This is a genomic window from Pseudomonas sp. CHM02, assembly GCF_000612585.1.
Classification (GTDB): Bacteria; Pseudomonadota; Gammaproteobacteria; order Pseudomonadales; family Pseudomonadaceae; genus Aquipseudomonas.
In genome coordinates this window covers 25289-40345 of record NZ_JFCA01000029.1, presented here as the reverse complement: position 1 = coordinate 40345, position 15057 = coordinate 25289, and the positions used below count along the sequence as shown (strand labels likewise).

General features: G+C 61.6%; 16 protein-coding genes. 7 read left to right on the top strand and 9 right to left on the bottom strand.

Annotation, left to right across the window (positions count from 1 at the left end; genetic code table 11):
- Positions 1 to 65 precede the first annotated feature (65 nt).
- The gene (locus tag BM70_RS0117910) at positions 66 to 281 is read left to right on the top strand and encodes a DUF2970 domain-containing protein (protein ID WP_025857244.1); all 216 of its coding nucleotides are present in this window, start codon (positions 66 to 68) and stop codon (positions 279 to 281) included.
- On the opposite strand, the gene BM70_RS0117905 is transcribed toward BM70_RS0117910, so the two are convergent.
- On the bottom strand, positions 278 to 1345 hold the full coding sequence (locus BM70_RS0117905; protein ID WP_025857243.1) for an ABC transporter substrate-binding protein: 1068 nt from the start codon (positions 1343 to 1345) through the stop codon (positions 278 to 280). The two genes, BM70_RS0117910 and BM70_RS0117905, sit on opposite strands and share 4 nt — an antisense overlap.
- Positions 1346 to 1767: 422 nt before the next feature.
- Between BM70_RS0117905 and BM70_RS0117895 the strand changes: the two genes are divergently transcribed.
- Positions 1768 to 3426, top strand: a complete 1659-nt coding sequence (locus tag BM70_RS0117895; protein ID WP_025857242.1) for a nitrite/sulfite reductase — start codon at positions 1768 to 1770, stop codon at positions 3424 to 3426.
- Positions 3410 to 3907 (top strand): DUF934 domain-containing protein, encoded by a 498-nt coding sequence (locus BM70_RS0117890; RefSeq protein ID WP_025857241.1) that lies wholly within the window; start codon positions 3410 to 3412, stop codon positions 3905 to 3907. The genes BM70_RS0117895 and BM70_RS0117890 overlap by 17 nt, the downstream gene beginning before the upstream one ends.
- A gap of 25 nt (positions 3908 to 3932) precedes the next feature.
- On the opposite strand, the gene BM70_RS0117885 is transcribed toward BM70_RS0117890, so the two are convergent.
- Positions 3933 to 4337, bottom strand: coding sequence for a MerR family transcriptional regulator (locus BM70_RS0117885; RefSeq protein ID WP_025857240.1), 405 nt, complete (start codon positions 4335 to 4337; stop codon positions 3933 to 3935).
- Between the two features lie 72 nt (positions 4338 to 4409).
- Between BM70_RS0117885 and BM70_RS0117880 the strand changes: the two genes are divergently transcribed.
- Both BM70_RS0117880 and poxB read left to right on the top strand, forming a co-directional pair.
- On the top strand, positions 4410 to 5642 hold the full coding sequence (locus BM70_RS0117880) for an NADH:flavin oxidoreductase/NADH oxidase family protein (protein WP_025857239.1): 1233 nt from the start codon (positions 4410 to 4412) through the stop codon (positions 5640 to 5642).
- Between the two features lie 77 nt (positions 5643 to 5719).
- Positions 5720 to 7444 carry a ubiquinone-dependent pyruvate dehydrogenase gene (poxB, locus tag BM70_RS0117875; RefSeq protein WP_043274288.1) on the top strand — a complete coding sequence of 575 codons (1725 nt, stop codon included), beginning with the start codon at positions 5720 to 5722 and terminating at the stop codon, positions 7442 to 7444.
- 48 nt (positions 7445 to 7492) lie between these two features.
- Here the strand turns inward: poxB and BM70_RS0117870 are convergent, their stop codons facing one another.
- Positions 7493 to 8050, bottom strand: a complete 558-nt coding sequence (locus tag BM70_RS0117870) for an NADPH-dependent FMN reductase (RefSeq protein WP_025857237.1) — start codon at positions 8048 to 8050, stop codon at positions 7493 to 7495.
- Positions 8051 to 8277: 227 nt separating this feature from the next.
- Here BM70_RS0117870 and BM70_RS0117865 point away from each other — a divergent pair, with 227 nt between their 5' ends.
- Positions 8278 to 8514, top strand: coding sequence for a hypothetical protein (locus BM70_RS0117865; RefSeq protein WP_016979714.1), 237 nt, complete (start codon positions 8278 to 8280; stop codon positions 8512 to 8514).
- Positions 8515 to 8575: 61 nt separating this feature from the next.
- Here BM70_RS0117865 and BM70_RS0117860 read toward each other — a convergent pair whose 3' ends face one another.
- Positions 8576 to 8917 (bottom strand): hypothetical protein, encoded by a 342-nt coding sequence (locus BM70_RS0117860; RefSeq protein ID WP_025857236.1) that lies wholly within the window; start codon positions 8915 to 8917, stop codon positions 8576 to 8578.
- Positions 8918 to 9026: 109 nt separating this feature from the next.
- Here BM70_RS0117860 and BM70_RS0117855 point away from each other — a divergent pair, with 109 nt between their 5' ends.
- The gene (locus BM70_RS0117855) at positions 9027 to 9920 is read left to right on the top strand and encodes a LysR substrate-binding domain-containing protein (RefSeq protein WP_025857235.1); all 894 of its coding nucleotides are present in this window, start codon (positions 9027 to 9029) and stop codon (positions 9918 to 9920) included.
- On the opposite strand, the gene BM70_RS0117850 is transcribed toward BM70_RS0117855, so the two are convergent.
- From BM70_RS0117850 to BM70_RS0117830, 5 genes are all read right to left on the bottom strand, one after another.
- A complete protein-coding gene (locus BM70_RS0117850) occupies positions 9917 to 10498 on the bottom strand; it encodes a GNAT family N-acetyltransferase (RefSeq protein WP_081782092.1) in 582 nt (193 codons plus the stop codon). The two genes, BM70_RS0117855 and BM70_RS0117850, sit on opposite strands and share 4 nt — an antisense overlap.
- Before the next feature lie 8 nt (positions 10499 to 10506).
- On the bottom strand, positions 10507 to 12762 hold the full coding sequence (locus BM70_RS0117845) for an arginine/lysine/ornithine decarboxylase (protein WP_025857233.1): 2256 nt from the start codon (positions 12760 to 12762) through the stop codon (positions 10507 to 10509).
- A gap of 183 nt (positions 12763 to 12945) precedes the next feature.
- Complete coding sequence (gene dnaQ / locus BM70_RS0117840) at positions 12946 to 13686, bottom strand: DNA polymerase III subunit epsilon (protein ID WP_177326562.1); 741 nt, start codon at positions 13684 to 13686, stop codon at positions 12946 to 12948.
- A gap of 80 nt (positions 13687 to 13766) precedes the next feature.
- On the bottom strand, positions 13767 to 14219 hold the full coding sequence (rnhA, locus tag BM70_RS0117835; protein ID WP_003173571.1) for a ribonuclease HI: 453 nt from the start codon (positions 14217 to 14219) through the stop codon (positions 13767 to 13769).
- Between the two features lie 30 nt (positions 14220 to 14249).
- Positions 14250 to 15008 (bottom strand): class I SAM-dependent methyltransferase, encoded by a 759-nt coding sequence (locus BM70_RS0117830; protein WP_025857231.1) that lies wholly within the window; start codon positions 15006 to 15008, stop codon positions 14250 to 14252.
- Positions 15009 to 15057: the final 49 nt, after the last annotated feature.

Genomic DNA, 15057 nt, shown 5'->3' with positions numbered 1-15057 from the left:
TCGAGGCGCGGCAAAGTTGACTACCCTGTGATCAGAGTAAGTTCATCTGACCGCGTGAGGGCACCATGGACGATTCAGACAATAAGCCACCGAGCTTCTGGCAAATGCTGCACAGCGTCATGGCTGCGGCATTCGGCGTGCAAAGCGGCAAGAACCGCGCCCGGGACTTTGCCCACGGCAAGCCCAGCCACTTTGTAGTGCTGGGCATTCTGTTCACGGCGGTGTTTGCCCTGACGCTGTTCGGCATCGTCCAGTTGGTGCTGCACCTGGCCGGTGTTTAACGCAACAGCAGTTGCAGGCTGAACGGGTAACGGTAGGAAGCCGGCTTGCCCACGGCCGACAGCGCACGGAAATCCACCGGTGACATGGGCCCCAGCAAGCGTTGCGCCTGGGCAGCATCGATCAACTGGAACAGCGCCAACTGACGGTCACGCCCGCCGTGTGCGCCAATGTCCACGCCCTTGGCATCATCATTGATCAGCACCATGGCCCATCCGCCCACCGTGAAATGCCCGGCAACCAGGGTCGACAGCCGGCCATCCAGGCGCGCCCGCAAGATCTCGGGCGAACTGTTGATCGCGCTGAACAGGGCGTCTTTGCCGGCTACACGCCCGCTGGCTTGCAGCGCCTGCATCGCACCCAGCGCCATCTGATCGCTGGCCGACCACACCAGCGCCGTCTGCGGGTAGCGCTTGAACAGTTGCGTGGCTTGCTCGAATGCGCGCTGGCGGCTCCATTCGCCGTAGACCAACTGGCGCAGGCGCACCTCGGGATGCTCGGCCAGCGCCCGGCGCATGCCGCGCTCACGCAACTGCGCCACCGGGGTGGTCTTGGTGCCGGAAAATGCCAACAGGTCGAGGGATTGGCCGGGCGCAACCGGGCCGTGCTGGCGCAACAGGTCGCTGAGCATCAGGTAGCCAGCTTCTTCGTCGTCGGCTACCAGGCTGCCGATCAACTGAATGCCACTGCGGGTTCCCAGCAATTGCACCTGGTCAGGGGTCAGCGCGTTGTTCACGATCAGCAGCTTGACCCCGCTGCCCTCGGCCATGCGCAGAATCTGCGGGGCAACGTACTGCTCGTTGACCAGCACCAGGTAATCGGGCCGCTCGCTGCCTTGCAGTGCCTCACGTGCCTGTACCAATGTGTTGTTGGCATCGCGCTCGGAATAACGCACGCGCAAATCCAGGCCGAGGTCCTTGGCAGCGGCCTGCATGAGTTGCGCGTAGCTGACCCAGAAGGTTTCTGTGGACGTGCCCGGGTTGAGAAACACCACCGACGTGGCATGGGCCATCGCCCCGACCGTCGATCCCAGCAACCACACACACGCAATCAGAACCTTGAACATGGTTATTCGAGCCTTGAACAGTGGACGCCATGATAGTGGCAATCCGACAGTCAATCGAGGCTCAATCGACCGCCTTTATTGGTGGCTGACCCAGAACACCGCTGTCCCTACCACCAGGATAATCAGGAACAGTATGGCCCAGGCGTCCACGGTACTGTCGGGTTTACGGGCTTTTGTCGGATTACTCATCGCATCGCCTCTTGTCGGTTTTATAGGTGATTGCACGAAGACACGAGCACAGTAAAGTTGATGATTGCCCGCATGACAAATGTGGGTATCGCGATAACGGTTCTCATTAGTCAATTTGGTTATTTGCATATACTCAAACATCACTTTTGCGCATAAACGCAAACTGGTATCGTGCGCCGGCTCCGTTGGGAGTGCGCGGCCGTGCGCGCAGATTTGCCGAGAACAGGACCTATATGTACGTATACGACGAATACGATCAGCGCATCATCGAGGACCGCGTCAAGCAGTTCCGTGATCAGACCCGACGCTACCTAGCAGGTGAACTGAGCGAAGAAGAGTTCCGCCCTCTGCGCCTGCAAAATGGCCTTTATGTTCAGCGCTTTGCACCGATGCTGCGGGTGGCCGTGCCTTATGGCCAGCTGACGTCGCGCCAGACGCGCATGATGGCCAAGATTGCCCGTGACTTCGACAAGGGCTATGCCCACATCAGCACCCGCCAGAACGTACAGTTCAACTGGCCGGCCCTGGAAGATGTGCCGGACATCCTGGCTGAACTGGCCACCGTGCAGATGCACGCCATTCAGACCAGCGGTAACTGCCTGCGCAACGTGACCACCGACCAATTCGCCGGTGTTGCCGCCGATGAACTGATCGACCCACGCCCCTGGTGCGAAATCGTCCGCCAATGGACCACGTTCCACCCCGAATTCGCCTACCTGCCGCGCAAGTTCAAGATCGCCATCAATGGCTCGACCTCGGACCGTGCGGCCATCGAAGTGCACGATATCGGCCTGGAGCCGGTGCACAACGCGGCCGGCGAGCTGGGCTTCCGTGTACTGGTGGGTGGCGGCCTTGGCCGTACGCCGGTAGTCGGTGCCTTTATCAACGAATTCCTGCCATGGCAGGACCTGTTGAGCTACCTCGACGCGATCCTGCGGGTCTACAACCGCTACGGCCGTCGTGACAACAAGTACAAGGCCCGGATCAAGATCCTGGTCAAGGCGCTGACCCCTGAGGTCTTCGCCCAGAAAGTCGACGCCGAGATGGAACACCTGCGCGGCGGCCAGACCACCCTGACCGAAGCCGAAGTGCACCGTGTAGCCAAGCATTTCGTCGACCCTGAGTACAAGACCCTGACCCATCAGGACGCCGAGCTGGCAGCACTCGACCAGCAGCACCCAGGCTTTGCGCGCTGGCGCACCCGCAACACCCTGGCGCACAAGAAGCCGGGCTACGTGGCAGTGACCCTGTCGCTGAAACCGACCGGCGTCGCGCCGGGCGATATTACCGACAAGCAGTTGGACGCCGTCGCCGACCTGGCCGAGCGCTACAGCTTCGGCCAACTGCGCACCTCCCACGAGCAGAACATCATTCTCGCGGACGTCGAGCAGAGCCAACTGTTCACCCTGTGGGGCGAGCTGCGCGAAGGCGGTTTCGCCACGCCGAACATCGGCCTGCTGACCGACATCATCTGCTGCCCGGGCGGCGATTTCTGCTCCCTGGCCAACGCCAAGTCGATCCCGATCGCCGAATCGATCCAGCGCCGCTTCGACGACCTGGACTACCTGTTCGATATTGGCGAGCTGGACTTGAACATTTCCGGTTGCATGAACGCCTGTGGTCACCACCACGTCGGCCATATCGGCATCCTGGGCGTGGACAAGAAAGGCGAAGAATTCTACCAAGTGTCCCTGGGTGGCAGCGCCAGCCGCGATGCGAGCCTGGGCAAGATCCTCGGCCCGTCCTTCGCCCAGGAAGCCATGCCTGAGGTGATCGGCAAGCTGATCGACGTCTACATCGAACAGCGCACCGAAGATGAGCGTTTCATCGACACCTACCAGCGTATCGGCATTGACCTGTTCAAGGAGCGCGTCTATGCAGCGAATCATTAAGAACAACGAAGTCGTCGACGAAACCTGGCACCTGCTGCCCAAGGACGCGAGCTTCGACGGCATCTCCAACTGCGACGACCTGATCGTGCCGTTGGCCCTGTGGCGCGAACACGGCCACGCCCTGAAGGCCCGCGACGGAGGCCTGGGCGTGTGGCTGGACGCCGATGAAGAAGCCGAGGAAATCGGTGAAGACGTGGCACATTTCCAGGTCATCGCCCTGAACTTCCCGGCCTTCACCGACGGCCGCAACTACTCCAACGCGCGCCTGCTGCGTGACCGCTACGGCTACAAAGGCGAGCTGCGCGCGATTGGCGATGTGCTGCGCGACCAACTGTTCTACCTGCACCGCTGCGGGTTCGATGCCTTCGCCTTGCGCGCCGACAAAGACCCGTACGAAGCGCTGGAAAGCCTCAAGGACTTCTCGGTGACCTACCAGGCTGCAACGGACGAGCCACTGCCGCTGTTCCGCCGCCGCCAGTAATCTGCAGGAGCGGGCTTGCCCGCTCCTACAGCGTTTTTTTGATCGATGCCAACACCTGCTTCTGCCCCATGGAGCACGGCACCCCTTCCGGCTGCGCCCGCACCGCCTCGATGACCCCCAGCAATTGCGCCTTGCTATGCGCCAACTGGGCCTGCATCCCTTCGATCTGCGCTACCTTGCGTTCCAACGCTTCGATCAATTCGTCACGCTTGTGCTCACCGGGCGCCGGCATCAACGCCTTGAGTTCCTGCAAGCTGAACCCGGCCTGCTGCGCGCTCTGGATCAGTTGCAGCGTCTGCAAAGCTTCCGCGGAATAACGCCGGTACCCATTGGCCTGGCGTCCCACCTGGCTGATCAGGCCTTCGGACTCGTAGAACCGAATGCGCGATGCCGCCAGCCCACTCTGTTTTGCCAACTCACCAATATTCATCGATACCGCCTGCTTGACATTAAAGTTAACTTTAAGCTTAGCCTGAGGCCTCCCCCGCTCAGGAGTCAATCCATGTCACCCTTCGAACCCTTGCAACTGCCCAATGGCCAGGTCCTCGCCAACCGTATCGCCAAGGCCGCGATGGAGGAGAACATGGCGGATGCCCGACAAGCACCGTCCCGTGAATTGAAGCAGTTGTACAAGACCTGGGCGGACGGTGAACCTGGCCTGTTGCTGACCGGCAACGTCATGATCGACCGCCACGCCATGACCGGCCCGGGCGGCGTTGCCCTGGAAGACGAGCAGCACCTGGACAGCTTTCGCGAATGGGCCGACGTGGCCCGCGCCAAGGGTGTGCACTTCTGGATGCAGCTCAGTCACCCTGGCCGCCAGACCATGGCCAACCTGGGCCAGCAAGCGTTGGCGCCTTCCGCCGTGGCCCTCGACCTGGGCAGCTTTTCCAAGATGTTCGCCAAGCCCAAGGCAATGACCGAGGCCGATATTCAAGACGTAATCAAACGCTTCGCCACCAGCGCGCGACTGGCCGAAAAGGCCGGGTTTACCGGGGTGCAGATCCACGGCGCGCATGGTTACTTGCTCAGCCAGTTTCTCTCGCCGCTGAGCAACCAGCGCACCGACCGCTGGGGCGGCCCACTGGAGAACCGTGCGCGCTTGCTGCTGGAAGTGATCAACGCGGTGCGCGCCAACGTCAGCCCGTCGTTTTGCGTGGCGGTCAAGCTCAACTCGGCGGACTTCCAGCGCGGCGGCTTTGAAGAGGCCGATGCACGCGCCGTGGTGGAGATGCTCAACCCCTTGCCCATCGACTTGCTGGAGTTGTCCGGCGGCAGCTACGAAGCACCGGCCATGCAAGGCGAAGCTCGGGACGGGCGAACCCTGGCCCGCGAAGCGTACTTCCTCGAATTTGCCAGCGAAGTCGCCGCCACGGCCAACATGCCGGTGATGGTCACCGGCGGCATCCGCCGCTTGCCAATCGTGCAGCAGGTGCTGGACAGCGGCATCGCCATGGCCGGTATCGCTACCGCCCTCACCCTCGAACCGCAACTGATCAGACACTGGCGCGACGGCCGCGATCTCAACCCGCAACTCAAACCCATCAGTTGGAAGCGCAAACCTCTGGCCGCCCTCGCCACGCTGGCCGTGGTGCGCTACCAGATGCGTCGGCTGAGCCGCGGCCACCAGCCCAACCCCAAGGTCGCGCCGTGCATGGCGCTGGTCCGTGACCAATGGTTTATCGCTCGGCGCACGCGGCAATACCGCGCAGCCATGACGCAATCTTCACATTAAAGACGGAGCATTCGCCGTGATCGAACTGTCCCCTATTGATCAGCAGTTTTTAACCTCACTGACGATTGGAGTTCTTCATGGCGAAAATCAACCTGGCCCAGCAGTTGGCGACCACTCTTGAACAGGCGGGCATCAAGCGCATCTGGGGCCTGACCGGCGACAGCCTCAATGGCCTCACCGACGCCCTGCGCACCATGGACAGCATCGAGTGGATGCATGTGCGTCACGAGGAAGTCGCTGCGTTCGCCGCCGGTGCCGAAGCGGCGGCCACAGGTGAACTGACGGTGTGCGCCGGCAGCTGCGGGCCGGGCAACCTGCATCTGATCAATGGCCTGTTCGATTGCCATCGCAACCATGTGCCGGTGCTGGCGATTGCTGCGCAGATTCCGTCCTCTGAGATCGGCCTGAACTACTTCCAGGAAACCCATCCTCAGGAACTGTTCAAGGAGTGCAGCCACTTTATCGAACTGGTCACCAACCCCGAGCAAATGCCCCACGTGCTGCACCGCGCCATGCGTTCGGCGATCCTCAATCGCGGCGTAGCGGTGGTGGTGATTCCAGGGGATGTGTCGCTGCTGGAAGTGGACGACAAGCTCAAGCCCTGGCCGGCCCTGCACGCGCCACGCACGCTGCCGGCGGAACAGGACCTGCAACACCTCACCGCTATCCTCGAAAACAGCCAGAAAGTCACCCTGCTGTGCGGCAGCGGCTGCGCCGGCGCCCACGACCAAGTGGTCGCCCTGGCCGACGCCTTGGGCGCGCCAGTGGTGCACGCCCTGCGCGGCAAGGAACATGTGGAGTGGGATAACCCGTTCGATGTGGGCATGACCGGCCTGATCGGCTTCAGCTCCGGTTACCACGCCATGCTCGACTGCGACACGTTGATCATGCTCGGCACCGACTTCCCCTATCGCCAGTTCTACCCCACCGACGCCAGGATCATCCAGGTGGACCGCAACCCGCAGGCCCTCGGTCGTCGCGCCACGCTGGACCTGGGCATTGCCGCCGATGTCAGTGAAACCATCGGCGCCCTGCTGCCGCGCTTGACCCGCAGGACTGATCGCAGCTTTCTCGAGACCTCCTTGAAGCACTATGAAAAAGCCCGCCAAGGGCTGGACGATCTGGCTCAACCGTCGAAGGCCAATCGGCCGATCCACCCGCAGTACGTGGCGCGCCTGCTCAGCGAATTGGCGGATGACGATGCGATCTTCACCGCCGACGTCGGTTCGCCGACCGTGTGGGCCGCGCGCTATTTGAAGATGAACGGCAAGCGCCGCCTGATCGGTTCGTTCAACCACGGTTCCATGGCCAACGCCATGCCCCAAGCGATTGGCGCACAAGCGGCCTTCCCGGATCGCCAGGTGATTTCGATGTCCGGCGACGGCGGCTTTGCCATGTTGATGGGGGATTTCATCTCGTTGACGCAATTGAAACTGCCGGTGAAAGTCATCGTGTTCGATAACGCGTCACTGGGGTTCGTCGCCATGGAAATGAAAGCGGCAGGCTACCTGGACGCCGGCACCGAGCTGAAAAACCCTGACTTCGCCGCCATGTCCAATGCCATGGGCATCCTCGGCATTCGCGTAGAGCAATCCGAAGACCTGGAGCCCGCCCTGCGCCGTGCCCTGGCCCACGACGGCCCGGTGCTGGTGGACGTGGTCACCGCCACCCAGGAACTGGTGATGCCGCCGACCATCAAGCTGGAACAAGCCAAGGGGTTCAGCCTGTATATGCTCAAAGCCGTGATGAGCGGGCGTGGCGATGAAGTGATCGAACTGGCACGCACCAACTGGCTGCGTTAACCCCCTCTTGCAGGAGCCGGCAAGCCGGCTGCTGCGAGGGAGATTGCATCAGGCCGATTGCTTTTCGACCCACTTGCCGTAGGCATCGATGAACGCCTGCAGGAACGGCTTGGTCTTTTCCGACACCTTGCCGGCCTCATCAAACACATTGCCCGCGCCACCCAGGTAGGCTTCTGGCTGCTGCATGCACGGCACATCGAGGAACACCAGGGACTGGCGCAGGTGATGGTTGGCGCCAAACCCGCCGATGGCGCCCGGCGATACGCTGATGATCGCCCCCGGCTTGCCGCTCCAGGCGCTCTGCCCGTAAGGCCGGGAACCGACGTCGATGGCATTCTTCAATGGCGCCGGGACGGAGCGGTTGTATTCCGGGGTCACGAACAGCACCGCGTCGGATGAACTCACGTGTTTGCGGAAAGTACTGTAGGCTGCCGGCGGGGTCGCAGCGTCTATGTCTTCGTTGTAGAGCGGCAAATCGCCAATTTCCACAATGTTCAACTTCAGGTTGGCAGGGGCCAGTTCGGCCAATGCCAGGGCGACCTTGCGGTTGATCGAGTCTTTTCTCAAGCTGCCAACCAGGACGGCTACGGTGTAGACCTTGCTCATTGGGGTTTCCCGACGTCTGACTAAAGGAGCTTGTAGTTATAGAGTCTTCGCGGCGTGTTCACCAGAGGGTTTTGATAATCCCCAGACTGTTTGCTTCGCAGCGCGATGCGTAGGAATTACCTGAAAAGATCAGCGAATAGTATTTTTATTCCGTAAGTAAACTACCCCGCTCCATGACGGTCTACAGAACCGCAAATCGAGTGTTTATCTCCAGAGGTTCTAAACAGATGGCAGCAGTACTAGTCGGACAGTTTCATGCCAGAGACGCAGAAGGACGCGTGTATTCGGTGCATGAGTTCCAGGAATCCAACCCGGCGCAAGGCGACCTGGCTGGCTCGGCACCTACCACCACCTACAAGCTGGCCATTGGCGATCGTGTAGAAAAACTGGAAGGCGACGAATTCAAGCTGATTCAATCGGGCACCATCCTTGTGCGCGAGTCGCAAACCACCCTCGCTTCATAAGATCTCGCCCCATCCACCTGCTCAGTCCTGGCCATTGACGGCATTGACTGGGCTGGGGTGATCAAGGACGACGGATCTCCGTGACCTCGATGCCCTGCTCCCCCTCGACCTTCTTCAACGTCACCATCAATCGCCCCCGCTCGCCTTCCACCGCGAACATCGAACGCTGATAGCCCGCCGAGTTGTAGCCCGGATGCGCGACCACCTGCCTGACCAATTCCATGCCCAGCACCGCCCCCACCTGATCGACCACCTGTTCCTGGGAACGGATAAACGCTTCAAGTGCCAGGTTTTCCGGCGCGGTTTCGTTTTGAGTGTTGAAGAGATAAGCAGCCGCGCACCCGACGGTCACCAGGACCAGCAGTTGCTTGGCCGTTACCCCGAGAATCGAGGGTAGAGGCATTTGAGACCAGACCTGTTTTTGTTGTTAACGCCGGTAGCCGGCTTTGGTCGTTGATGATCAGCGCAGCCATTCTATTGAATCCCCGGGCCGCTGCACATAGACTCCGGCGATGCGTTTACGTCATATCGAAGTGATTCAGGCCATCTTGCAGACCGGACACCCAGGCTTGGCCGCCGAGTGGTTGCAACTCCCCGTGGGCGATGTGGACGCGGCGCTCAAGGAAGCCGAGGCGCAATTGGGGTTCATGCTGTTCGCCAGCGTGCGCGGGCGTTTGCAGGCCACCCGGGAAACCCTGGAGCTGCAGGCAGAGATCGCCCACGTGTACGAAGCGCTGGAGCCGGTGCAACGCCTGGCCAGCCGCTTGAAAAACCATCACGCCCCGACCCTGCGCGCCCTCTGCACCCAGCCCCTGGCCAATCAACTGTTGCCGCAGAGCATTGCCGCGCTGCGCCGACGCTTCCAGGACACCCCGTGCAACCTGTCGAGCCAGCCGACCCGCGAGATCGTCAGGAGCCTGCTGCTGCACGAAGCCGAGGTCGGCTTGAGCCTGCACGACCCGGAACACCCGCAGATCCACAGCAGCGTGCTGGCCCAGGGCAAATTGCAACTGCTGGCGCCCCATGGCTGGCTCAAACCCAAGCAGAAGTACATCGCGCTGCAGGACCTCGCCGGGCAATCGATGATCGGCCTCGAGGGCCAGGACCCGCTCAGCCGCCTGCTGGACGCCAAGCTGCATGCCTTGCGCCCGCTGCCGGTGGTGCAGACGCGCGTGCAGACCTATCAGATGATGCGCAGCATGGTGGAGGCGGGAGAAGGCCTGGCGGTGGTCGACCCGTTCACCGCGTTCGGCGCACGCGAAGCAGGGCTGGATGCATGCCCCGTTTCGCCGCCGATCATGGTCAGCCTGTACGCACTGACCCTCAAGGACGGCGCGACCTCCCCGGCGCTGAATGCGCTGCTGGAGATCGTGACGCAGAAGGCTGAAGGGCTGTTGCTGGGTTAATCCTTGCCAACTTCGCTCTTGAACATCCGATACCAGAAGATCGCCACTTCGCGGGTCTGCGGGTCGATACCGCGATAGCGCAGGTGATCGATACCGCCCATTACATAACCGCAACGCTCGTACAAGCGACAGGCGCCGAGGTTGTTGTTCTGGGTTTCGAGCATCATACCGGGCAGGTTTTTCTTGCGGCTCCAGAACTGCGCCACATCCAGCAGCGCCTTGGCCACCCCATGGCGACGCGCGGGCAAGGCGACGGCCAATTCGTCGACATGGGCAAATCCGTTCCAGTTGGTGCTGACGACGATATGCCCTACCGGACGGTCGTCCAGGTAAGCCATGAAGATCGCACTGTCGGGAGCATCGCGAAAACTGGCGAACTCCTCCGGGTCAATGCCATAGCACTTGCGGTACGGCAAGATGCGCTCCACGGGCCACTGATCGACCCGCTTGCCCATCTGCGGGTCACCGTAGGCGCTGACCTCAAAGCTGAAGTCATTGCCCCATACGTAGGCATCAAAGCCTTCGTCGGCGACCCGTACACTGAGCCCCGGATACTTCGGGTTCATTACAGCTTGCATAAACATCCTTAACCCTTGATGCAATCGACCGTGTAACAACGACCACTGCCGTCATCTTCGTGTTGCAACCCATGAACATCGGCGACAAAACCGGGGAAACTGCTATCGAACGTCCGGGCGAAAGCCAGGTAGTCGATGATCGAGCGCGTCGACTCGGTAAAGCGCTCACCTGGCATGATCAACGGAATGCCGGGCGGGTATGGCACCAGCATCACGGCTGCGATGCGCCCTGGCAAGGCGTCGATGGACACCGCCTCCACGTCGCCCCTGACCAACTGGTCGTAGGCGTCGGCGGGCTTCATCGCGATTTCCGGTAAAACGGTGTACATCCGCTTGAGGTGTTTGGCGGTGGCATTGCTACGGTAACAGCTATGCAATTGGTCGCACAGGTCACGCAGGCCCAGGCCTTGATAGCGTGTCAGCCCTTGGGCAAACACGGATGGCAGACAACTGGCCAGGCTGATATTGGCGTCGTAGCTGCGCTTGAACTCCAGCAACTCGGTGAGCAAAGTACTCCATTTACCTTTGGTAATACCCATGGAAAACAGCACAAGGAAGGAATACAGCCCGGTCTTTTCCACCACCAGGCCACGCTCCCAGAGGAACTTGCTGACCACCGCCGCCGGAATCCCGCAATCGCTCAGGGCGCCGCCCGCGTTGAGGCCGGGCATCACCAGCGTCACTTTGATCGGGTCCAGCAGCACGTAGTCTTCGGCTACGTCACCAAAGCCATGCCAATCATCCTGGGGATGCAACAGCCAGTCTGCGGTGATGACCCGGTCGATACCCGCCACCGACGGCGGTTGCCAGATGGAAAACCACCAATCCTCGGCGGCAATGTGCTGGCGCAGGTTGGCCAGGGCACGGCGGAAGCTCAGGGCCTCGTCGAACATTTCCTGCAACAGCGAACGCCCGGCCGGGCCTTCCATCATCGCCGAGGCCACGTCCAGCGAGGCAATGATGCTGTACTGCGGTGAGGTGGAGATATGCATCATGAAGGCTTCGTTGAACCGGTCACGGTCGAGCTGGCGCGCGCCGCCGTCCTGCACATGGATCATCGAAGCCTGGCTGAACGCGGCCAGCAGCTTGTGGGTGGAATGGGTGGTGAACACCAGCGGGCTGTCCGGCGTGCGCGAAGTGCCCATGCCGTAGCGGCCGGCGAAAAACTCGTGAAAGGCCGCGTAGGCGTACCAGGCTTCGTCAAAATGCAGCACCTCGACACTGCTGCCCAATTGCTGCTTGATCAGCTCGGCGTTGTAGCACAGCCCGTCATAGGTGGAGTTGGTGACCACCGCCATCTTCACCTTCGGCAGCCTGCCACGGGTCAACGGGCTGACGTCGATCTTGGCGCGGATCGATTCGGGGCTGAATTCACTCAGGGGAATCGGGCCGATGATCCCCAGCTCGTTGCGCTCCGGGCACAGGTACAACGGGATAGCGCCGGTCATGATGATCGAGTGCAGTACCGACTTGTGGCAGTTGCGATCCACCAGCACCAGGTCATCGCGCCCGACCATGGAATGCCACACGATTTTGTTGGCGGTGGAGGTGCCATTGATCACGAAGAAGGTGTGGTCGGCGCCAAAGTTGCGTGCGGCGCGGGCTTCGGCTTCGGACAGCGGCCCGGTGTGGTCGAGCAGCGAACCCAGCTCGGGCACCGACACCGACAAGTCCGAACGCAAGGTGTTTTCCCCGAAGAACTGATGAAACGCCTGCCCCACCGGGCTCTTGCGATAGGCCACGCCACCACCATGGCCAGGGGTGTGCCAGGAATAGTTGGAATCGGCGGTGTGCTGCACCAACGCCTTGAAGAACGGCGGCAACAGCCCATCCAGGTAAGTGCGGGCCGCGCGGGCCACCTGTCGGGCGAGAAACGGCACGGTGTCTTCGAACAGGTACAGAATGCCGCGCAGTTGGTTGAGTTCACTCATGGCGTCAGCCGGCGCGTTTTCCAGGGTGACTTGCTCGCCTAACGCAAAGATCGGCAGATTGGGCGCCCGCAGCCGCGCGAGCCGGATCAGCTCGACCATGTTTTGCAACAGATGGGTGTTTTCGCCAGCGCCTTCGGCGGCGATCAGCATGCACGCCAGGCCATGGTGGGTAGAAGCCACCAGCCGACCTTCGGCGTAGTCCACCGCAGAGAAGATACTGAAGCCCTCTTGTTCCAGCTCTCGGGCGATGCCTCGGACCCGGTCACCGGCAACGGTGTCGGCCTTGATGTCGCGGTGCACGATAAGAACAGGGAACTTCAGGTCTTTATACATGAGTGCTTGTAGTCCTGAGGGCTATGCACTCAAGGGTAGAAGCTGGGGGGCGATGACGCGAATGAAGATTTCGAAAGCACAGTGAACCACTGTAGTAGCCGGCTTGCCGGCGATGAGGCCGTTGAATCTTGCGATGGGTTCAATGCCGCCATCGCCGGCAAGCCGGCTACTACAAGGTTTGCGTCATTGCTGGGTCAGGGTCGACCACAACGCCGGCGCGCCGGCCGACTTGGCAATCGCTTCCAGCCGCGCCGCGTGCTCGGCCAGGTCCTGCTCGCTGGCGCGGATAATCGGGGTGGGCTTGCGATCAGCCGGCAGGCGACGGATTTCCGAAGGACGGTTACCCGAGCCTTCCGCCGAGCCACTGCCATCGGTGGCATTGCCGGCCAGGGACAGGCTGGTCTGCCCGCCGGTCATGGTCAGGTAGACGTCGGCGAGAATCTCGGAGTCGAGCAAGGCGCCGTGGAGTTCACGGCCGGAGTTGTCGACGCCATAACGCTTGCACAAGGCATCGAGGCTGTTGCGTTGGCCGGGGTGACGCTCACGGGCCATCATCAAGGTGTCGAGGATCGTGCAGTGCTGGGAAATGTCCGCGCGATCGGTCTGCCCCATCAGGGCGAATTCGTTGTTGATGAAGCCGACGTCGAACGCCGCGTTATGGATGATCAGCTGGGCGCCGTTGATGAATTCGAAGAACTCATCGGCAACCTCGGCGAAGCGCGGCTTGCCCTTGAGGAACTCGTCAGTGATACCGTGGACGCCGATCGCGCCTTCGTCACTGTCCCGGTCCGGTTGCAGGTAGACGTGGAAGTGACGACCGGTGAGGCGGCGACCCATGAGTTCGACACAGCCGATTTCAATGATCCGGTGGCCGTCGGTCACCGGCATGCCGGTGGTTTCGGTATCGAGTACAACAGATCGGATGGCCATCAGGGTTCAGCTCTCAACGGTGGTATGCAATGTGGTGTGAGTCAAAAGGCGCGATGTTAACACGTGAGCCGGCATCAGCTCTGCTTGTAGCCCCGCACTTCGTCCACGCCTCGGTTGGCCAACTGGTCCGCGCGCTCGTTGCCAGGATGGCCGATGTGCCCGCGCACCCATTTCCAGGTAATGTCGTGGCGGTTGCATTGTTCATCGAGCAGTTGCCACAGGTCGGCATTCTTTACCGGCTCCTTGGCAGCGGTCTTCCAACCGCGCTTCTTCCAGTTGACCATCCACTCGTTGATGCCCTTCATCACGTATTGCGAGTCGGTCACCAGCAGCACGTTGCAGCGGCGCTTGAGTTCTTCCAGGCCACGAATGGCGCCCATCAGTTCCATGCGGTTGTTGGTGGTATTGGCTTCGCCGCCCCACAACTCTTTCTCCACGCCCTTGCACACCAGCAACGCGCCCCAGCCGCCGGGGCCGGGGTTGCCCTTGCAGGCGCCATCGGTGAAGAGTTCTACGCTATCGGTCATCGGTTGCTCGGTATTCATTCAAGAAGAGGGTTACGCATCGCTTTGCTTGCGGTTGACCTTGACCATCGGCATCGGCACCAGCTTGCCCATCGGCTCGCGGCGCACCTGCTGCACCGGCCGCAGCCCAACCACGATCTTGCGTGCCACCAGCAGATAGAAGCCGCCACCGCCCAGTTGCCAGGCACCTGCGCGGCGCTCCCAGCCGGCCAGGCGGCCTTGCCACTTGGTCGACGCAAGCGGCGGACGATAGCACCCGAAGCGGCGTTTCTCCAGCGCGAAGCCCAGCAGGTTCAGCCAGTCGCCCACCCGTTGCGGCGAGATACAGCGCGCCTGGCGCAGGCCGTCATGGGCAAACACATGACGCAAGCCCCAACTGCTCCAGGGGTTGATCCCCACAATCAGCAAATGGCCACCCGGCCGCACGCTGCTCGCCGCTTCGCGCAGCAAGCCATGGGGCGACAAGCAGAAATCCAGGCCATGCTGCAACACCACCACGTCGGCGGCGTGCTCACTCAACGGCCAGGCCTGCTCCTCGCAGACGATCTCCACCCCCGGCAACGGCGCCCCCAGGCGCACATTGCGCTGCACCTGGGGCGCGCACGGCGGCGTCTCGGCCGAGGGACCGTAATGCACCAGGTAGCCACCAAAGAACCGACCCAGCTCGTCTTCGAGCATGCGCCGCTCTTCGTCCAGCAGAAATTGCCCGATGGGACCCGACAGCCATTCACGGGCTGCGCTGATCAGGGCCAGCCACTCAGGATCGGCCTGGGCGAACGCTTTATCAGTCATTGCATTCTCCAACTCGCCTAGACGTTCTAAGATGCACCAATGTGTTCAG